The organism is Enteractinococcus helveticum (assembly GCF_001657475.1).
Classification (GTDB): domain Bacteria; phylum Actinomycetota; class Actinomycetes; order Actinomycetales; family Micrococcaceae; genus Yaniella; species Yaniella helvetica.
In genome coordinates this window covers 90,964-110,724 of sequence record NZ_LXEY01000019.1, presented here as the reverse complement: position 1 = coordinate 110,724, position 19,761 = coordinate 90,964, and the positions used below count along the sequence as shown (strand labels likewise).

General features: G+C 58.4%; 20 protein-coding genes. 10 read left to right on the top strand and 10 right to left on the bottom strand.

All coding sequences use genetic code 11. The features are described 5' to 3' along the window. Window position 1 precedes the first annotated feature (1 nt). From A6F49_RS08640 to pknB, 5 genes are all read left to right on the top strand, one after another. Complete coding sequence (locus A6F49_RS08640; protein ID WP_043058103.1) at window positions 2–1,453, top strand: PP2C family protein-serine/threonine phosphatase; 1,452 nt, start codon at window positions 2–4, stop codon at window positions 1,451–1,453. Continuing rightward, window positions 1,453–2,874 carry an FtsW/RodA/SpoVE family cell cycle protein gene (locus A6F49_RS08635; RefSeq protein WP_043058102.1) on the top strand — a complete coding sequence of 474 codons (1,422 nt, stop codon included), beginning with the start codon at window positions 1,453–1,455 and terminating at the stop codon, window positions 2,872–2,874. Before A6F49_RS08640 ends, A6F49_RS08635 begins: the two co-directional genes overlap by 1 nt. After that, entirely contained in the window at window positions 2,874–4,322 is a 1,449-nt protein-coding gene (locus A6F49_RS08630) for a penicillin-binding transpeptidase domain-containing protein (RefSeq protein WP_043058101.1), read from the top strand. The genes A6F49_RS08635 and A6F49_RS08630 overlap by 1 nt, the downstream gene beginning before the upstream one ends. After that, a complete protein-coding gene (locus A6F49_RS08625; protein ID WP_082911690.1) occupies window positions 4,319–6,112 on the top strand; it encodes a protein kinase domain-containing protein in 1,794 nt (597 codons plus the stop codon). Before A6F49_RS08630 ends, A6F49_RS08625 begins: the two co-directional genes overlap by 4 nt. 99 nt (window positions 6,113–6,211) lie before the next feature. Further along, the gene (pknB, locus tag A6F49_RS08620; protein ID WP_052504892.1) at window positions 6,212–8,167 is read left to right on the top strand and encodes a Stk1 family PASTA domain-containing Ser/Thr kinase; all 1,956 of its coding nucleotides are present in this window, start codon (window positions 6,212–6,214) and stop codon (window positions 8,165–8,167) included. A gap of 120 nt (window positions 8,168–8,287) precedes the next feature. Here pknB and A6F49_RS08615 read toward each other — a convergent pair whose 3' ends face one another. The 5 genes from A6F49_RS08615 to A6F49_RS08600 all read right to left on the bottom strand — a co-directional run bounded on the left by A6F49_RS08615 (window position 8,288) and on the right by A6F49_RS08600 (window position 11,404). Continuing rightward, window positions 8,288–8,551 (bottom strand): helix-turn-helix domain-containing protein, encoded by a 264-nt coding sequence (locus A6F49_RS08615; RefSeq protein ID WP_043058100.1) that lies wholly within the window; start codon window positions 8,549–8,551, stop codon window positions 8,288–8,290. After that, on the bottom strand, window positions 8,552–9,043 hold the full coding sequence (locus A6F49_RS08610) for a DUF2975 domain-containing protein (RefSeq protein WP_043058099.1): 492 nt from the start codon (window positions 9,041–9,043) through the stop codon (window positions 8,552–8,554). Window positions 9,044–9,231: 188 nt separating this feature from the next. Continuing rightward, window positions 9,232–10,326 (bottom strand): LLM class flavin-dependent oxidoreductase, encoded by a 1,095-nt coding sequence (locus tag A6F49_RS08605; protein ID WP_082911701.1) that lies wholly within the window; start codon window positions 10,324–10,326, stop codon window positions 9,232–9,234. A 63-nt stretch (window positions 10,327–10,389) separates the two neighbouring features. After that, window positions 10,390–10,551: a hypothetical protein gene (locus A6F49_RS18225; RefSeq protein ID WP_043058098.1), complete on the bottom strand. Its 162-nt coding sequence runs from the start codon at window positions 10,549–10,551 to the stop codon at window positions 10,390–10,392. 1 nt (window position 10,552) lies between these two features. Beyond that, window positions 10,553–11,404 (bottom strand): class E sortase, encoded by an 852-nt coding sequence (locus A6F49_RS08600; protein ID WP_052504891.1) that lies wholly within the window; start codon window positions 11,402–11,404, stop codon window positions 10,553–10,555. Between the two features lie 97 nt (window positions 11,405–11,501). Here A6F49_RS08600 and A6F49_RS08595 point away from each other — a divergent pair, with 97 nt between their 5' ends. Further along, on the top strand, window positions 11,502–11,771 hold the full coding sequence (locus A6F49_RS08595; protein ID WP_082911689.1) for a cell division protein CrgA: 270 nt from the start codon (window positions 11,502–11,504) through the stop codon (window positions 11,769–11,771). 172 nt (window positions 11,772–11,943) lie between these two features. Here the strand turns inward: A6F49_RS08595 and A6F49_RS08590 are convergent, their stop codons facing one another. The 3 genes from A6F49_RS08590 to A6F49_RS08580 form a co-directional block, all read right to left on the bottom strand. Beyond that, entirely contained in the window at window positions 11,944–12,915 is a 972-nt protein-coding gene (locus A6F49_RS08590) for a rhomboid family intramembrane serine protease (RefSeq protein WP_067605720.1), read from the bottom strand. 15 nt (window positions 12,916–12,930) lie between these two features. After that, window positions 12,931–13,461 (bottom strand): peptidylprolyl isomerase, encoded by a 531-nt coding sequence (locus tag A6F49_RS08585; RefSeq protein WP_043058097.1) that lies wholly within the window; start codon window positions 13,459–13,461, stop codon window positions 12,931–12,933. Between the two features lie 385 nt (window positions 13,462–13,846). Next, window positions 13,847–14,974: an IS110 family RNA-guided transposase gene (locus A6F49_RS08580; protein ID WP_043058096.1), complete on the bottom strand. Its 1,128-nt coding sequence runs from the start codon at window positions 14,972–14,974 to the stop codon at window positions 13,847–13,849. Between the two features lie 239 nt (window positions 14,975–15,213). Between A6F49_RS08580 and A6F49_RS08575 the strand changes: the two genes are divergently transcribed. Then, a complete protein-coding gene (locus tag A6F49_RS08575) occupies window positions 15,214–15,765 on the top strand; it encodes a hypothetical protein (RefSeq protein WP_052504889.1) in 552 nt (183 codons plus the stop codon). A 65-nt stretch (window positions 15,766–15,830) separates the two neighbouring features. Here the strand turns inward: A6F49_RS08575 and A6F49_RS08570 are convergent, their stop codons facing one another. Continuing rightward, the gene (locus A6F49_RS08570) at window positions 15,831–16,025 is read right to left on the bottom strand and encodes a helix-turn-helix domain-containing protein (RefSeq protein ID WP_043058095.1); all 195 of its coding nucleotides are present in this window, start codon (window positions 16,023–16,025) and stop codon (window positions 15,831–15,833) included. Between the two features lie 285 nt (window positions 16,026–16,310). Between A6F49_RS08570 and A6F49_RS08565 the strand changes: the two genes are divergently transcribed. Next, window positions 16,311–16,613: a DUF2892 domain-containing protein gene (locus A6F49_RS08565; protein ID WP_043058094.1), complete on the top strand. Its 303-nt coding sequence runs from the start codon at window positions 16,311–16,313 to the stop codon at window positions 16,611–16,613. Here the strand turns inward: A6F49_RS08565 and A6F49_RS08560 are convergent. Continuing rightward, the gene (locus A6F49_RS08560; RefSeq protein WP_082911688.1) at window positions 16,610–17,242 is read right to left on the bottom strand and encodes an LLM class flavin-dependent oxidoreductase; all 633 of its coding nucleotides are present in this window, start codon (window positions 17,240–17,242) and stop codon (window positions 16,610–16,612) included. The genes A6F49_RS08565 and A6F49_RS08560 overlap by 4 nt on opposite strands. A gap of 155 nt (window positions 17,243–17,397) precedes the next feature. On the opposite strand from A6F49_RS08560, the gene A6F49_RS08555 reads away from it, so the two are divergent. Beyond that, window positions 17,398–18,378, top strand: coding sequence for a malate dehydrogenase (locus A6F49_RS08555; protein ID WP_043058092.1), 981 nt, complete (start codon window positions 17,398–17,400; stop codon window positions 18,376–18,378). Window positions 18,379–18,722: 344 nt separating this feature from the next. Next, window positions 18,723–19,610, top strand: coding sequence for a patatin-like phospholipase family protein (locus A6F49_RS08550; RefSeq protein ID WP_043058091.1), 888 nt, complete (start codon window positions 18,723–18,725; stop codon window positions 19,608–19,610). Window positions 19,611–19,761: the final 151 nt, after the last annotated feature.

The following is a 19,761-nucleotide window of genomic DNA, read 5'->3' as shown; positions in this document are numbered from 1 at the left end:
GATGGCCCTTCAGCTGAACTTCGCTGCCCGCTCGGACGTTGGACGAGTACGGTCAAAAAACGACGACTCCGCCTATGTGGGCCGCTACTTAGCAGTGGTGGCCGATGGCATGGGTGGACACGTTGGCGGCGATGTTGCTTCAGCTTCCGTGGTGCTTGATCTAGCTCCGTTGGATCGCAATGATCACCCCGACCCGGGCACCATGCTGGCCGATGAAATTCAGTCGGCCAACCTGATTCTCAACGACCTGGTGCACGACAACCCCAAACTTGCGGGCATGGGCACCACCTGTACCGCCGTGTTGGTGGACAATAACGTTTTGCACATGGCGCACATCGGCGACTCGCGCGCTTATCGCATCAAAAACAATGTCTTCGAACAGCTCTCGGCCGATCACACCTTCGTGCAGCGCCTGATCGATGAAGGCCGACTAAACCCCGAGGACGCCGAATCCCACCCACACAAAAACGTGCTGATGCGCGTACTGGGTGACGTCGATGCCTCCCCAGAACTGGATGTCACGTCTTTTGAAACCCAGCCCGGTGAACGCTGGATGCTGTGCTCCGACGGGCTCAACGCCGTCGTCGATGATGCGACCATTGAGCGGCTGTTGCGCGCGGATAAAGCACTTGATGAAATTTGCCGCGATCTGGTGGATGAAACCCTGGCCCGGGGTGCACCGGATAACGTCACGATCGTGGTCTTTGAAACCGCCGAAGCCGAAGTCACCGTCGATGACAATCCCAAGAACGATGAGCTCACCGAATCGGCACTACAAGTCTCTAATGCCACCAACGGCGAAACAGTCTCGGCCGCACTACTGCGCGCCGATCTGGGATCGCGTCCACACCTGCTGGTCGGTGCTGCAGAACTTGCCACGGATACCGACCAGATCCCCATCGTCACCCGGTCGTCTTCCCAGAAGCGTGCCGCAGCCCTGCTGCACGGTGCCTCCGAAGCCACCGCCGCCCCGCAGGCGCAGGGGGCCGCGGAGCTCGACGAGGATGCGGTGCCATCCGAACGTCGCTCCTGGCCACTGCTGACCATGTTCGGGGTGTTTTTAATCCTGTTTGCGACGTCCTTAGCTGTGGGCTTCCTGTGGATTCGCGGACAATATTATGTCGGAACCACGGATGACCACGTCGCAATTTTCCAGGGCGTACCGCAGTCAATTGGCCCGCTTGAACTGTCTTCGGTTGAAGAATCAACTGAGATCCCACTGTCGCGTTTACCCGGATACAGCCGTCAGCGTATTGAGGCCGGATTACCGGCCCAGGACCTGAACCATGCCCGCGAAATCTTGGTAGATTTGGAAGCCGCGCTGATCCCCGAGGCCCCGCCGGTCTCACCATCCGATCCGCCCGATGATTCCATCCCCTTGGCCGCCAACGGCGTCACCGCATCCGCCTCAATAGCCGGAGCCACCGCCGGCGCAACAGGAGGCAACCCCTAATGACAAACACTATCGACTCCGCCGAGACCGACCAGCCGGTCAAAAAGCCACTGCGCATCACCAAAATCTTACTGATGGTGATGGCCGTGGCGATCGGTTCGGGCGCCTACATGCTTTCCGGGCTGGGCATGGACCAGACCCTGGACACCCAATACTGGGTGCAGCTGGGCGTTATGTTTGCCCTGGCCATGGCCTTTCACATTGTGCTGCGGTTGCGCGCACCATTTGCCGACCAATACATTCTGCCGCTCGCCCTGACCCTCAACGGGCTGGGCCTGGCCATGATTCACCGGCTCGATCTGGTCCCCCCGGGCACAAATCTAGCTAATAACCAGCTGTTGTGGACGGCACTGTCGGTCATCATTTCGATGGCTATTGTCTGGTTCATCATCGACTACCGCCACATGCGCCGGTTCACCTACGTGTGGCTGCTAGCTTCAGCCATCCTGCTGATCCTGCCGTTTCTGCCCTTTATCGGCGTGGAAATCTATGGTGCTCGGATCTGGGTCAACCTTGGCATTGGCTCCTTCCAGCCCGGCGAAGTCGCCAAACTGACCCTGGCCATTTTCTTTGCCTCATATTTGAGCGCCAACCGCGATCTGATCCTCCTAGCCGGCCGCAAACTTGGTCCGCTGACCTTCCCTCGCATCCAAGACCTCGGACCGTTGGTTGTCGCCTGGCTGGTTGCCATGGGTGTACTGGTCTTCCAGCGCGACCTCGGTTCAGCCGTACTATTCTTTGGACTGTTCATGTCCATGATCTACCTGGCGACCTCGCGGCTATCCTGGATCATCCTGGGTCTAGTGGCCGTCGGTGCCGGTGGCATCATCGCCGTCAACCTGTTCCCACACGTCCAAGCACGTATCGACGGCTGGCTCAATGCTTTCGATATGGACATGATCTACGCCGAACACGGCTCCCACCAGGTGGTCCAGGGCCTGTTTGGCCTCGCCTCGGGCGGGCTATTTGGTTCCGGCCTTGGAGAAGGCCGGCCCGATCTGGTGTTCGCGGCCAACTCTGATATGATCATCGCTTCCTTTGGCGAAGAACTCGGCCTGGTCGGCCTGGCTGCGATCCTGCTGATCTTCTTCATGCTCGTAACCCGCATTATGCGCATCGGCCTGTCGTCTCGCGATGCCTTCGGCAAACTGTTGGCCGCCGGGCTAGGTTGTGCCATGGCCATCCAGATGTTCGTCGTCGTCGGTGGTGTTCTACGCGTCATCCCGCTGACCGGGCTGACGACGCCGTTCATGGCCGCCGGTGGGTCCTCTCTGTTAGCAAACTGGATGATTATCGGACTAGTGTTGTTAATTTCGCACACCGCCAACCGCCCCATGGTGGCCGGCCCCATGGTCAATGCCTCCGGTGTCGGCTCCGGTGCTGCGGTTCCGGGACAACCAGTAGAGGCGGGTGAACGCTAGTGAATGAATCCATTCGATACGCCTGGTACGGCGTCGTCGTCGCCTTCCTGGTGCTCATTGGTGCAGCAAGCTACGTGCAAGTCATCGCCGCCGATGATCTGCGCAGTCACGAAGCCAACTCACGCGAACTCTATAAGCAGTTCGGTGGCCCGCGCGGTCCGATCCTGGTGGGTGGCGAGCCGATTGCCGAGTCCGTGCCCAGCGATTCCTCAAGCTTTGACTACCAGCGGGTCTATCACGACCCTGAACTGTACTCCGGGCTGACCGGGTTCTATTCGCTGGCCTATGGCCAGACCGGGCTCGAGCAGCGGCTCAATGGTTGGCTGTCGGGTACCGCTGATGATCTGTTTATTGAACGGATCCGCCAAACCCTGACCGGTGCGGAAAACCCGGGTGCTTCGGTCGAGCTCACCATTGATCCCGATGCCCAACAAGCGGCCTATGATGCGCTCCCCGAGGGGATGGTGGCGTCGGTGGTGGTCTCAGAACCAGATACCGGACGCATCCTGGCCATGGCCTCACGCCCGAACTATGACACGAACTTGCTGGCCGTGCACTCGACGTCGCAGGCTTCCGAAAACATGGACCAGATCGTCGAATCCGGGGTCTCCCCGTATGAAAACCGGCCGACCGCCGACCGAACCGAACCGGGCTCGACCTTCAAGCTCATTGATGCCATCGCGATGCTGGAATCCGGGGAGTACTCCCCCGAGGGCAGCATTTCGTTCCCCGACGTGCTGGAACTGCCACAGTCTGGCACTCCGATTCGCAACTTCGAAGGTGGGATCTGTGATGGCCGGGGTTCGGCCGATTTAACCTGGATTTTCGCCCAATCCTGTAACACCCCGTTCGGACAGGCCGCCATGGACCTGGGCCAAGACGCCCTATTAGATGTTGCCGAACGCTTCGGGTTCAACGACAGCTCCATTACGATCCCGCTGTCCGTGGCGCCATCGAATTTCCCAGAAGAGGAAATGACACAGGCCAACCTGGCGCAGTCTTCCCTGGGCCAGTTTGACGTCCAAGCCACCGCGCTGCAAATGAACATGGTAGCGGCGGGTATCGCTAATAACGGCACCGTGATGTTGCCGCAGCTGGTTGACACCGTGCGCGGTCCGGATCTCAACGTGTTGGAAGAGCCGCAGCCGGAAGTGTATTCCGAAGCGATCACACCAGAGATTGCCGAACAAATGACCGGCATGATGAAAGAAGTTGTCCAGTCGGGTACCGCCATGCCAGCCCGGTCATCCATTCCGATTGCGGCCAAGACTGGGACGGGACAGACCGGCACCGAGGGCAAAGTAAACTCGTGGATCACCGGGTTTGCACCGGCAGATGATCCACAGGTGGCGGTCACGCTGGTGTACCGCAACACAGACTATTCGGTGGGCAGCCAGCTCACCGCAACGAACCTGAAGAAAATCGTGGAGGCGGTGGTCGAACAGTGAGACCAATATCGGGAATGACGCTAGGTGGCCGATACGAACTGACCGATCGGATCGCTATTGGCGGCATGGGTGAAGTGTGGAAAGCACGCGACACCGTCCTGGGTCGGATCATCGCCATCAAGATTTTGAAGGAAGAATATACGGGGGATCCCAACTTCCTGCGCCGTTTCCGGGCCGAAGCTCAGCACACCGCCCTGCTGAACCACCCCGGTGTGGCCAATGTTTTTGACTACGGCGAAGAAGAAGGCTCCGGTTATCTGGTGATGGAACTGGTACCCGGTGATCCACTGAGCGCTATTCTGGACCGCGAAAAGGTCCTGTCCCCTGATCGCACCCTGTCGATCATTGCCCAGACCGCACGTGCCCTGTCCGCCGCCCACGCACAAGGTCTTGTCCACCGAGACGTCAAACCCGGCAACCTCATAATCGATGCCAAAAACCGTGTCAAAGTCACCGACTTCGGTATTGCCCGCCTTGCCGATCAGGTTCCGCTAACAGCCACCGGTCAGGTCATGGGGACCGCCCAGTACCTTGCCCCAGAACAAGCCACCGGCCAGCAGGCCACCGGCGCCTCCGATATCTACTCACTGGGTATCATCGGCTACGAAAGCCTAGCCGGCCACCGTCCCTTCACCGGTGAATCTCAAATTGCCATTGCATTGGCCCAGGTCAACGACGACCCGCCACCGCTACCCGATTCCATTCCAGAGCCAGTGCGTGCGTTGATCATGTCGATGCTGTCCAAGGAGCCCGAGGACCGCCCTGCCGACGCCGACAAACTGGCCACAGCAGCCGAGGCTCTGCGCCGCCAGGACACCCAGTCTGCGATCACTGCTGTGCCGGGCATGGTCCCGTTTATCACCTCGGGTAATGTCGATTCGGATGCCACCCAGCTGATCAACACCCAGCAGTTCCAGGGCATGAACGACCCGGACGCCACGCAGGTCATTTCGGATGTACCCGCAGAAGGCACACCTGTCTCGGATGCCACAGCAGCTTTACCTGTCACCCCAACCGATGATAACGCGTTGTCCGCACAGTCCAATGGGCTCGCCCCCAGCGCGCTGCCGGAGGAAGGTGCCGCCGAATTCGACGAATACGGTGACCAAGACAAGAAGAAACGCAGCCCGTGGTTCTGGCCGGTCATCGGCGTCATCATTTTGGCCGCTCTGACCGGGATTGGCCTGTGGATCGCCTCGTTGGGTTCCGATGAGGAACCGCGGCCCGAACCGACCGAGACTGTTGCTACCGTTTCAATCGATCCGGATGATTACGTGGGTCGGGATATTGATGAAGTTGCCGACGAGCTTGAAGAGTTGGGCTTTACGGTTGAGCGTGTTGAGCGCGACGCCGAAGAATCCGCCGGCACCGTGCTGGCGTTGAACCCGACCGGCGAGGTCGAAGAGGGTTCCGAGATTCGTGTGAGCTACTCCAACGGCACCGGTGGTGAACCTGAGCCGGCTCCAGATCAAGATTTTAATCAAGATGTGCCAGCTCCGGATCAAGACCCTAACCAAAATCAGCAACAACCACAGCAGTCGCAACAGCCTGAGCAACCGCAACCAACCCAGCAACAACCACAGCAGTCGCAACAGCCTGAGCAACCGCAACCAACCCAGCAACAACCGCAACAGCCTCAGCCGACGCAACCGCAACCAACCCAGCAACAGCCATCACCACCTGTCGAGACTGAAGCCCCCACCGGTGATGGCGGCACTGGTGATGAAGCTAGTGTCGAGCGCACGCGTAGTAGTACCAGCGTCGCCGGAACTCCAACCAACCAAAATTAACGAAATGAAAACTCACATGAAATTCAAACACCACATCCATTGGGCAGCACATCCGCCCGTGACGAGCACGCCGCGGCATAGCGCCCGCTAAGGAAAACCGTGTCCCAACAACGCATTATCAATGGTCGTTATGAAGTCGGCGAGCTAATTGGCCGCGGCGGCATGGCCGATGTCTACATCGGCCACGACACCCGCCTCGGCCGTACCGTCGCCATCAAAATGATGCGCCCGGACCTCGCGCGCGACCCGCAATTCCAAACCCGGTTTCAACGCGAAGCACACGCCTCGGCAGCGCTGAACCACCCCAACATCGTCGCCGTGTTTGACACCGGCGAAGAAGAGCTCCCACCCAACGGTGAACACGCCGGCGTCTCATTGCCCTACATGGTCATGGAATACGTCGACGGCGACACCCTGCGCGCTCTGCTGCGCAAGGGTGATGTCACTATCGACCACGCCGTTGAATGGACCGAAGGCATTCTGGGCGCGGTTGCCTACTCGCACGAAAATCACATCGTGCACCGCGACATCAAACCCGGCAACGTCATGGTCGATGAATCCGGAACCATCAAGGTCATGGACTTTGGTATTGCCCGAGCCCTGTCCGATTCCTCGGCAACCATGACCCAAACCCAGGCCGTGGTGGGCACAGCACAGTACCTCTCCCCCGAACAGGCCCGCGGTGAAACTGTCGACTCCCGCTCCGACCTCTACTCGGTGGGCTGTGTACTGTTCGAGCTGTTGACCGGTCGTCCGCCGTTTGTTGGTGACTCCCCCGTTGCCGTTGCCTACCAGCACGTTCGCGAAGAACCACCGGCGCCAACCTCGCTGAACCCGGACATTACTCCCGCACTGACGTCGGTGCTGACCAAATCCTTGGCCAAAGACACTCAGGCGCGCTTCCAGTCCGGTAAAGAATTCCTCACCGCCCTGCGCTCGGCCCACTACGATGGCATTGGCGTGACCGACGATGACTCAACCACCGTCATCCCACCGGCCGTTATACCCGCCGATGCTGAGCCCACCCAGGCGATGTCATCGATCTCCGCGCAGGACGATTCCATCTTCACCCCGCGTGAGGAACTCCCCGAGTCCTACGAGATGACCGGCCACATGGATGCCGTCGATGACAAGCGCCCCCGCAAAAAACGCCGTGGCTGGCTGATCGCACTGATCATCATTCTGCTGCTGGGGGGTGGCGGGGCCGCCGGCTGGTACTTCTGGGATCAAGCCGAACAGCGCCGCATCGAAGAAAACCAGGTCGATGTACCCGATGTGTCCGGTATGCCAGAAACCGATGCGCAGAATGCCCTGACAACGGCCGGGCTGCGTCCAATTTTGGAATACGAACACAGCGACGACGTCGAGCGCGACCGCGCTATTGGCACCTCACCGGCTGCCGGCACCGTTATGCAACGCTACGACGAAATCACCCTGAACATCTCACTGGGCCCCGACGAGGTCGAGATCCCTGACTCGCTGCGCGGGGCATCCGAAGCCACCGTGCGCGACACCCTTGAGGAACTTGGACTAACCGTCTCTGACGTGACGTATGTGAACTCAGCGACGATTCCGCGCGATCGACTCGTCGATACCAATCCGGCCCTAGGATCCACCGTGGCCTATGGTTCAACCGTCGCACTGAAGATTTCATCCGGTGAAGTTGAAGTCCCACCTGTAGAAGGCAAGCCCCTAGACGAAGCTCGCAGTATTCTCGAGAGCGATGAGCTCGGTTTAACGGTCTCCGTTGAGACAGTTGAAACTGATGACCATCCTGAAAACACTGTATTCGAGCAAACGCCAGCGGCTGGTTCTTCGGTTACTCAGGGCAGCGAGGTCGAATTAAGGGTTGCTATCCCGAAACCGGAACCTACGCCCACCCCAACGCCGAGCGAAACAGAAACGCCGCAGGACGAAGAAACTGAGTCCGAGTCCCCAACTCCAGAAAATGACGAGGAGACCGGTGAAGCCAGTCAGCGCCGAGACTGGTTCTCCGATGACGGCGAGGACAGAGATGGCCCCTGGAACCGCGGTATCGGTTGGGGTAGCGATTAGACCGCTTTAGACCAATACATATTGCCTGCAGCTACACCAGCTGCAGGCAATATGTATTTCACGGTGTTCTCAGTTTCCCACCGGTGCCCAGTTACACATACCGAAACCGTGCCGAGCGCATCAGCGGGATGAACCGTGCTGTTGTCCCTGCACCTGGATCTGCGTGTCACCAACGCCGTCATCGGGCTCCCATCGAAGAATGTCTCCGGGCTGACAGTCCAAGGCCTTGCAGATCGCCTCGAGCGTGGTAAACCGGATGGCCTTGGCCCGGCCGTTCTTGAGCACCGACAGATTTGCTGGCGTAATGCCAACGAGCTCGGCAAGCGTGCCGACGGCCATTTTGCGTCGGGCCAACATGACGTCGATATCCACAATAATGGCCACTTAGATCACCACGTCCAATTCGGTCCGCAGGTGGCGTGCATCAGTGTCGACGGCGATGGCCTGGACTAACAGTCGCCGCATGAGCACCACCAACAGCGCAATACCGGCTAGCACCAGCGACGCTCCGCAGATCAACCCGACCAGCCCAGGCGCCGCGCTCCCCGGTGCTAACGCGACGGCCAAGCCAAAGGCCAGTACGGCCGCGGCGACGAAGGCGCCGATCATGATGTTGACATAGCGAAATGAGACCGCTGAGAAAACCGCACCCTTGCGTACCAGCGTCAGCAACTTCCAGACACAGACCGCAAAGACCTGCATGGTGAGCACACCCAGGCCCACGGTTGAGATCAGCACGATCCGACCCCACAGGGCCTCACCTGCTTGCGTCATTTCTGCCCACACGACGGGTAAGAGTCCGAATTGCACGACGAGCGATCCGGCAAGGGACAGGGCAATCACCACTTTGAGTATGACAATGGTGAATTTCTCCATGAGACCTCCTATTGGGGAGATTTAAACATATCGTTAATCGATAGGTTCACCAAGAGAGTCAATAGGTTATTGTCGAAAGGCGTCAAATGCACTGGCGTGTCGATGAAGTAGTGTTTGCGTAGACAACTACGGCCTCGACCACAACAGTTCGAAATGTTGTGACCGAGGCCGGTAGTGGCAATGGGTGATTATTCTGCGAGCATTTCGCGAACCATCGGGATGACCTTGGTTCCGTAGAGTTCGATCGAGTGCATCATGAACTCGTGTGGCAGGCGTCCGTTGCCGTATTTCATACCAAACCGGGTGGCACCCAGGGTTTTGACGGTGTTTGCGATTTTGCGAGCCACGGTCTCGGGCGAACCCAGGTGCAAGGCGCCGTGGCGAACCTCTTGAGCAAACTGTTCCGGCGTCGGCGTTGGCCAACCACGCTCGGCGCCAAGCTTGCCGGTCGCGTGATGCCAGTACGGATAGTACTGCTCCATCGCTTCCTCATCGGTGTCGGCGATATAGCCGTGTGAGTGGACGGCGATGCGGCGCGGGTCGAAGCCGTTTTGTTCGATTTGTTTGCGGTACAGATTGGCCAGCGGGGCAAAGCGTTGGGGTGCTCCCCCGATGATCGCAAGCTCCAAGCCCATCCCGTATTTTGCTGCGCGCACGATCGACTGCGGTGAACCACCCACCGCTACCCAGGTGGGTAGGCCGTGCTCATGCGCCGTCGTCGGGAAGATCGAATAATTTTCCAACGCAGACCGGGTACTGCCCGACCATGTGACGGGTTCCTCGCGGCGGACCTTATCAAAAAGTTCGAGCTTTTCTTCAAAGAGGATTTCGTAGTCTTGTAGGTCGTAGCCGAATAGCGGGAACGACTCGATAAATGAGCCGCGCCCCAGTGAGACCTCGGCGCGTCCCGAGGTGATCCCATCCAGGGTGGCGAAACGCTGGTACACACGCACCGGATCGTCGGAGGACAGTACGGTCACGGCCGAAATGAGTTTGATGCGCTGAGTTTGTGCACCAATGCCGGTCAACACGACGTCGGGCGCGGACACCGAATAATCGGGTCGGTGGTGTTCTCCAACGCCAATGACGTCGACACCCACCTGATCGGCCAACACCCCCTCGGCCACGACATTGCGCAGCACTTCGGCGTGACTCAACACGCGGGTGCCCTCAAGGTCCTGGGTGATGTCGCCGAAAGTGTGGAGTCCGAATTCGACGACGCCGTCATCCAGCGAGGTCGCAAGGTGATTGGATGGATTTGGTGTTGGCACAGAATTGGTCATATCAAATGCAACCTCACGTTCACTCAAAACATTCCTTCAAATCTGAAAGACCTGCTGGTGGGGCTACTCGACGTCCAGGGTCGCATCGGAGAAGAATCCAAACTCTGCGATCCACGGGTAGACAAACTCCATGAGCACTACAACAACCACCGCCAGCAGTGCCAGCACGAGGATCCAGCGGAACCAGGCAGGTCCGGGCAGCAGGTGGAAAAACCAGGCGTACATACTAGGCCTCCTCGCTCAGGCCGTGGTGAAGAACGGCGTCATTATGTTCTGGGGTGTGGATACCGGCTTGGGGCTCGGGTTCAAGATTTGCGGTGTTGACGGCGTCGGCGATCTCAGCCGGCGGTCCCTCGGCCAGCGGGATGAAGTCCACCTGCTCAGCGTGGGTGATCATGCGCTCCAGCACGGTGTAGGGCGGGTGGCAGGTGGTCAAGGTCAGCCATTGCCCATCGGCCGGGCCGCCGGGATCCAGCGGATTGGGGTCTAAGACTTCTACTGCAGAGGGTTGGACGATGTGGACCTTGCGGGTTTCATAGACCCACCACCCGTTGGCGGTTTGCAGGTACATGCGGTCGCCTTCTTGCAACTGATCCATGTCCCAGAGCACCGCGCCGTAGGTTTGGCGGTGCCCGGCCAGCCCGAGATTGCCCTCTGCACCGGGGGCCGGCGAGTTTTCGTAGCGGCCCAGCACGGCTGAGTCGATTTCCGTGCCGGTACCGTCCAGCACCGGGACTGCGTAGTCCGGCCCGAAGCGTGGCACATACAGCAGCCCCCATGCCTCCCCTGGCACGCCCGGAACCGCAGGGTCTGCGCCGTTGCCGTCAAAGCCGGTGTAGTGTTCCGAAAATGATTCGGTCATCGTCTCGCGGTGCGCCTGGGCTTCGCGGTTGGCCCCGAGATTGGTCCAGTACAGTTCCCAGACCACAAATAACAAGACGAAGAGTCCGGCGGTGATGAGCAGTTCGCCGACGACGCCCAGAAATGTTGGGCGCGGTGGGCGTTTGCGGCGTTTTCGACGGGTGGACTGATGGTGCGCCTGACGGCGCGAGAGCGGTTGCACACCGGCATCTGACATTCAGTTGATCCTTCAGGTCAAGATACACTGCGGGACGTGAGATAGCCACGTAGAATACTGTCGTTAGTATACGCTCCCGCATTGAACAGGATTCCCATTGGCATCATCCAAGAAGCCCCGTAAGCCCCGCAATCAGCAATCCGAATTGGACGCAGCCCTCATGGCGGTTGATGACCAGCCCGAGCCGCTGCCCGTCTGGTACAAGGCCATTATGTTTGGCTTGTTGATCCTCGGCCTGGTGTGGATCATGGTGTTTTACCTGGCCCCGGGTGGTCAGTGGCCAATCCCGGGTATTGGCGGGTGGAATATCGTCGTCGGCTTCGGCTTGGCGATGGTTGGTTTCGTCATGATGACTCGCTGGCAGTAGTTTTCCACCGCTATCCCCAAGTTACACACATGTAATTCTCCACATTGTGTATAAATCTGTGGATAACTCTGTGCATTGGTTGAACATGCCAGCGTTATCCACAATTTGTGTGGATAACCTGTGGAGACCGTGTGGGAAAACTGTGGTTAACTGCCGACTTGTCCACAGTGAGCTAGTGACCAAGCAGTGCTTGGGTGTCAATCAGCAGCGCGCCGATGAACGCTAGGGCCACGAGCACGACGGCGACGAGCGCTAGGCCGAGCCAGGTGAGTCGGTTGGTGCGCTTGCGCAATTCTGGGGTGGCACCGGCTGCAAGTTTCTTATCTGCCAGGACCACTGGTGTGGAAGCAGCCAGCCCGGTGAGGAAACCACCCAGGTGACCCTGCCAGGAAATCCCCGAGAATATAAATGAGAAGGCGAAGTTGATGATGATCAGAATGGTGATGCTGCGGGTATCGGCACCCAGGCGTCGTCCGATCATCCACAGTGCGGCGAACAGGCCATAGACCGCACCGGAGGCTCCCACAACTGCCGAGTTGGGTTCGGCCAGGAATAAGACGGCTACCGCCCCACCGAAGGCCGACAGAATATAGATGGCCACAAATTTTGCGGCACCCAGAAATTGTTCAATCTGACGACCGATCAGCCACAGCACGGCCATATTCAACAACAGGTGCAGCGGTGAGCCCATCGAATGCACCAGGGCCGAGGTCAGCATGCGCCAGGGTTGGAATAATGGCTGGCCGGTGACTTGAGAAAATTCTAGAGCCGCCACCGAAGTATGTAGCGGAGAGTACATCAGCAGGCTAGACACATCCGGAAAACTGGGGATGACTTGGCCTGCCCACTGCAGACCGTACACCACCACGGTCAACCCGATGATGATGTAGGTGGCCAGCGGAATCGCATTGCCCTGTCGGTCGGTAAACCGTGGGGCGCGCTGCTCGCGCGGAATCGAGCGCTGGTGTTGCCTGACGCAGTCAACACACAGCACACCGACCGGTGAGGGTCGCTGACAGTCCGTACACACCGGACGGTTACAGCGTTGGCATCGTACATATGTCACCCGGTCCGGATGCCTGGGACAGGTCGGCTGATCTGCCGAGGAGTCGTGGTAGGCACCAAAGCTTGGACCGGATGACATAGACGAGGGTATTCCTTAGAGTTCGGTGATTTCGATGGTCTCGATGATCACATCGTTGACCGGGCGGTCCTGTGGACCGGTTGGGACATTATTCAGTTCGTCAACAATCTTCTGTGAGTCGGCGTCGGTGACTTCACCGAAGATGGTGTGGCGGTTCTGCAACCATGGGGTGGCAACCGAGGTGATGAAGAACTGGGAACCGTTGGTGCCTGGGCCAGCGTTTGCCATGGCCAGTTTATATGGTTCGTTGAAGTCCAGTTCTGGGTGGAATTCATCTTCGAACTGGTAGCCCGGTCCGCCGATGCCGCGGCCCAGTGGGTCTCCGCCCTGGATCATGAAGTCTGAGATGATGCGGTGGAAAATGGTGTCGTCGTACAGTGGGACACCGGACTTCGCCTCACCGGTGGCCGGGTCGGTCCAATCTTTGGTGCCGGTGGCCAGGCCAACGAAGTTTTCCACGGTCTTGGGGGCGTGGTTACCGAACAGTTCGACGACGACGTCGCCGCGGTTGGTTTTGATGACAGCTTTATGTGTAGCAATACTCATGAGCGCTATTCTTCCATCATTGACTGCGTTCACCCAGTCTTGAGTCAACGCGAGTTCGAAATGCTACGCGCGCAGCCTGATATGTGGGTTTATTTGTCAAGGGGCACTATGAAATTTTCCCGGATTAGTGCGGTGTGGTCCGGGGTCTGCAGTGGTGCTCCTGCTGGCAGGGGTGGACGAGCTGGCGCGTCGTGTCGACTAGCATGGTCAGCCTGATATTCGAGGGTTGGGTACCTCATGACGATTATTCGAACCGGAGCATCCCGTGGTCTAAAATCGAGCGTGACCTGAACAGGTGTTCGGGTTGCTCATAGGCTGCTCTCGGGTCAGCTCCTGATGCTGCCTCGGCTCGTCCACTCCTGCCCGCAGGCAGGTTTGATAGGGTCTAGCGCATTGGCGCCTCCTGCGCTGCGGTCGAGGTCATGGCGTTTTGTTGCAGGGGCGCGGCCACTGACCAACACCATCCAGCCAGTTCCCGCGCCACTGCCGTGTTGGCTTTCAGGCTGCGCTTGTTGCGGGCTTGAAAGTTCGTCCAGACCCGGTGGAGGCGTTGGTTGCCTTCGATTGCCCGGATCCGGGTGGCGGCATCGACTTTGTCGAGTTGTTTGCGCAGCCGGGCCCCGGGCCGAGTATAGGGCCGGGCATGGGACCAGGCGGCTTCGATGAGCAGTTTGCGGGCATAGGAGTTACCGGCTTTGGTGATGGAGCCTTGGCTGCGGGAGCCGCCACTGGAATGCTCCGAGGGCACCAACCCCAGATACGCGCCAATGGTGGCCCCGGTAAACCGGGTGAAATCGCCAATCTCCACGGCCAGCCCGAAGGCGGTGGTCAACGAGATCCCTCGGAAGCACATCAGCGCATGAATCACCGCGGTGGCTTCGCAGTCCTGGGCCAGCGCGGCGATATCGGCATCCAAACGGTGCACATGCGCGGCCAATAAGGCTTCGGTTTCCAGTTCAGCGGTCAAGGCCATCTGTGAGGTGGGCGGTTCCAGTTGTTGCCGAGCCAGCCAGGCATAATGCACTCCAGTCCACCGGGCCTTGTCTCCATAATGCAGGCCATGGCGCAACAACATCGCGTTAATCCGCTGGCGAGCATGAGCCAGATCAGTCACCGCCCGGTGCCGGGCCCGCGAAACATCGCGCAATCCTTCCTGCTCCACAGTGGGAATGCGTACCGGCGTGATCTCACCCAACGACAGCATTCTGGCCAAACCCAGCGCATCGCGGCGATCAGTTTTGACATGATCTGCCGGGGCGCGCAGTAGTTTCGACGGAGCTGCGATGACACAATCAATACCGCCGGCAAGCAAATGCCGGGCCAACCCATACCCGCTAGGCCCGGCCTCGTAGGTGACTCGCACCTCTGGCCCAAACCCTTCCACCCACGCGGTCACTGCAGTGGGGTCGGCAGTCATCCTGGCTTGGGTGATCTCACCAGTAGCAGTATTTAATGCCGTGGCCGTCACCGTTCGGGCATGAACATCCAAGCCAATAAATGTAGAGTTAAACATGTCGGGACCTCTCAACGGTCAAATGCTGGCACTACCAGTACACACCCAATTCCGGTGTCACCGAAAGCACAAGGGTGGACCTCACTGGGCAACCCACGAAATCTTTGAACCCCGGAGGCCCCGATCTCACCCCTCCCTCATATTGTCTAAAGAAATGGATGATATCGCCGTCAGATCGTGGCAACCAAGGGCTTGAGCGCGTAACCTAGGGGTAGTCAATCCCTATTATGGAGGTAATTATGTTGGGACGTTCTAAGTCCAAAGCACCAACGCTGGGAGATACCGTGTCTGGAGCCGCAGAGCACGTGCGCGACTGGGCAGAACATGTGTGGCAGGATTCCGCTGATCGCGCCGCGCCGGTCGTTGATGCCGCCTCAAAAGCGCTTTCCGATGCCGCACATAAAGTCGGTGACGCCGCCTCAAACTTCCAACACAAAGTCCAAGACGACTACCTTCCTGCCGCTGCCGGTCAGCTGGCGCCGGTTGCTGGTGGTAGCGCCAAGGCTATCAAGGACGCGGAACTTCCAGGGTTCGTCAACGACGCCATTACCCGAGTGACCGGTGACAAGAAATCCGGTCGCCGCCTGCAAAAGGCCGCCCAGCAGTGGGCCAAGGATGCTGAAAAGCAGCTGAAGAAGCAGTCCAAGAAAAAGAAGAAATCCGGCCGCGGTCTGTTGGTACTAGGTATCACGGTTGCCGCTGCTGGCGCAGCCTACGCCGTATGGCGCCTGTCCCAGCCGGTCGAGGATCCGTGGACGAACCCGACTCCTCAGCCACTGAGCGATAACTAACTGATAAAAAAATCCTGGTTTGTGTTCGTCCACAAACCAGGATTTTTTTGTTCTCAAAAGACGGTTTAGTCTTCGTCTTCTTCAACGGTTGCGGCACCACCAGTGCGTACCCATTCGTCGACTTCGGAGGCCTTGAACTTCCACAGACGGCCGATCTTGTGCGCCGGCATGGAGCGGTCATTGATCCACCCGTAAATGGTGTGCTTGGTGACTCCAAGGTGTTCAGCAATATCGTCGGCGGACATCCAGGCTTCAATCATCGTGGCTCCTTGAGCATTCGGGGGCGGGCTTATCCTTAATCCTAACGCACCAAACTGCGCGAGCCTAGACTTTTCCACACACGCGAACCTGTTAGAACTAGATAGGACGCTAGCTCGCTTAGTTGAATATACAAATAACACCGCTCAACGACACCAGAGTACTACGCCGGGAGTAGAGTTATTTTATGCACCCTGTTTTCCCATAAGGGAAACCAGCCCGCCCCGTTGGCACCGTTAAGACACTACAATCTCTCAGCCCACGAAGGTTCAACATACGATAGCCATATGACTTCTGAAACAGGACGCCCTCGGAGCTTTGTAGCCGCGTGCCACGCAGGGCGTGGTGAGCGAATCACGTATGCGATCATCGCCGTCGTCATGCTGGCTTTTAGCGCCGCACTGTTTGTTGATTCAATTTTTATGGGCGTCATCACCGGTGGTATTGCGTTAGCTGCCGTAGCGATGGCCGTGACAGGATTTTGCCCTTCGGGCTGGTTGTTCAATCGACATCAGTCCGACGGGCCCGACGACATCCTGGGCATTCCGCACGCTCGCGGTGTGCTGACACTGGACGAGCTGGATGACTAGTGCACCACTCCTGCCCGCAGTCCGTAGTACTGGGCAATGAGTTCAATGGTGCGCACATGAACGGCGCCTAAAGAGCCCATGGTGACCAGCATGATCTCATCTGCCTGCGTTTGTTCGTAGAGCCGGTCGAGCGAGGCGGCCACATCTTCGCCGGTTCCATTGACAAATCGCTGAGTGTACACCTCCAGTACCTGACGCTCATTGAGCGAACTCACGTAGTTTTCCACCTCCTCGGGTGGCAACAGGCTGTAGGATTCGCGCTTGAACATGCGCAGCATGGCCATCGCCGCGGTCAACGCCTGGCGGTAGGCCTCCTGGGCGTCGTCGTGAGCAACGACCCCGATGCTCACCAGTGTGTAGGGTTCGGCTAAGTACTCTGAGGGCTGGAAGTTCTCGCGATACATACGCAGCGCAGTGATAACATCGGCGTCCCCGAACTGTAGCGCGAAAGCATACGGCCAGCCGAGCTTGGCTGCCAGCTGCGCGGAGTACGGCGAGGAACCCAGGATCCACACGTCGGGGCTGAACTGCGGGGCGGGCACACGGTTTTCTACGCTCTGCCACGGCCCGGGCATATGCGAGGAAACAGCAAACCGCGACCGCAACCGACTGATGCACGATTGAAGCATCCAGAACGTGCATTCAGGCTACCGCCGCCGATAATATCAGCACACCCAGCGGGGATGCTGATCGATGGCGTCGCGGCTAAAGCCCTGCCCTTCTGTTGGCGGGTGTGTAAAGATGAGCGTATGAGCACAACAATTCGTGGTTTAAAGGAGCTCATATGGCAATGAAAGTTGCGGTGACTGGAGCCGCAGGACAAATTGGTTATAGTTTATTATTCCGTATCGCAGCCGGCGCCCTGTTTGGCCCTGAAACATGCGTCGAATTGCGGCTGTTAGAGATTCCTTCGGCAATCAACGCGCTTGAAGGCGTGGCCATGGAATTAGATGATTGTGCGTTTCCGTTACTGGATTCGATCCAGATGGGCACCAACGCGGACCAGATCTTCGACGGCGTCAACCTGGCGCTGTTAGTAGGTGCTCGTCCGCGGACGAAGGATATGGAGCGTAAGGATTTACTCGATGCCAACGGGGCGATCTTTACTGCACAGGGCAAAGCGCTCAACGCGGTAGCTGCCGATGATGTGCGGATCGGCGTGACGGGCAACCCGGCCAACACCAATGCGTTGATTGCTATGCGAAATGCCCCAGACATTCCGGCTGAGCGGTTTAGTGCACTGACGCGATTGGATCATAATCGGGCGGTGAGCCAGTTGGCGACTAAGACAGGTTCTCGGGTGAGCGATATTCGCAAGATGACAATTTGGGGTAATCATTCCGCCACCCAATACCCGGATATTTTCCACGCGGAAATTGCCGGTCGTCATGCCGCCGAAGTTGTCAACGACCAGCAATGGATTGAGCAGTATTTCATTCCGACGGTGGCCCACCGTGGGTCAGCGATTATCGAGGCTCGAGGTTCGTCATCGGCCGCATCGGCTGCTTCTGCCACGATTGATGCTGCTCGTGATTGGTTGTCTGGCACCCCGGACGACGATTGGGCGTCAATGGCCGTGGTGTCTGACGGCTCTTATGGCATTGCCGAGGGTCTCATGTATTCGTTTCCGGTCACGACCAAGCATGGCAACTGGGAGATCGTCCAGGGGCTGGAAATTAACGATTTCAGTCGCGCCAAGATGGATGCAACCGCTGCTGAGCTTGTCCAGGAGCGCGACATGGTCACAGAATTAGGCCTCATCTAGGCACGGGACGGTGTCGGCTGCATTTCTGTCCGTGTCGAGTCTGTAGGTAGACCAACAAAGGCTCAATCCAGGTGCCAGCTTCCAGCCGAGCAACCGCATCTTGGGTCATCATCCGACCAACTAGGATCAATTCGAATTGTGGATACCTATCGCTGCGTTACCGAAGGGTAGTTCTTCAGCCACAGCAATGAACGCTTCAAGCCATCGTATTTCCATTGCCGGGACGTCCCCATCCTCGAGTCGCGGTGGGCGTGGCCTCCCTTATCTCAGTCGTTTTGTCGCGCTACCTCTCACGGTAATACTTGCAGCAGTATTTGAGTTCAGAGGTGTTCTAAGCTGAAAGTATGGCCCACACCAATCTGTTGAATGACACTGCGTTGCTCTTTGAAGGGGGCGGGATGCGAGCCTCCTACACCTCTGGCATGGTGGTCGCACTGCTGGAAGAAGGGATCCGGGCCCCATTTGTCGCCGGGATTTCAGCTGGAGCATCCAATACCGCCAATTATCTTTCCGGCGACGGACCGCGAGCGCGCACCTCCTTCACCGATTTTGCCGCTGACCCAAATTTTGGTGACTGGCGTACATTTATGCGCGGCAAGGGCCTGTTCCATGCCGAGTATATTTACGAACGAGCCGGCCTGCCCGGCATGCCGTTGGAATACGATTGGGCCGGGTTCCAGGACAACCCGGCTGATTTTCGTATTGGCGGTTTCGACGTCGAAACCGGGGACACTGTTTGGTGGGGTCGGGATGATGTGCCCCAGCTGCCGGATTTGATGCGCAGAGTGCGTGCCTCATCGACGATGCCCATTGTCATGCCTCCGGTCGAGATCCATGGCCGAACGTATGTTGACGGTGCACTGGGAACCGACGGTGGCGTACCGATCACGGTTGCTGAAAGACAGGGATATGAGCGGTTCTTGATTGTGCTCACCCGCGAGCGCGACTATCGGAAACAGCCCGAGAAGTTTCCGACTTTCTATCGCACGTATTTCCGCAAGTACCCGGCTGTTGCGGATGCCTTATTGACGCGCTGGTGGCGCTATAACCAGACCCGGGAGAAGCTGTTCGAACTCCAGCGTCAGGGCAAAGCGTACCTATTTATTCCTGAGGTCATGCCGGTAGCCAATGGTGAACGCAACGTGGCCAAACTCAACGCGGCCCATGAACGCGGGCTGGCTCAAGCGCGCCGAGAAATGCCGGCAATCAAGGAGTTTCTAGGACTGGGCTAAACCAGCTGTCCTCCTGGTCCTCGCCTTGCCAACCTGCACTACTCGACACGCATGACTACCCGCTGGTGTTTCGTTGCTCCGATCACCGTTTAAGGCCCGGGTTGGTCCCCGCATATTTGGTTGCCCAAGTGGATGAGCTCTAGGCTCCGTC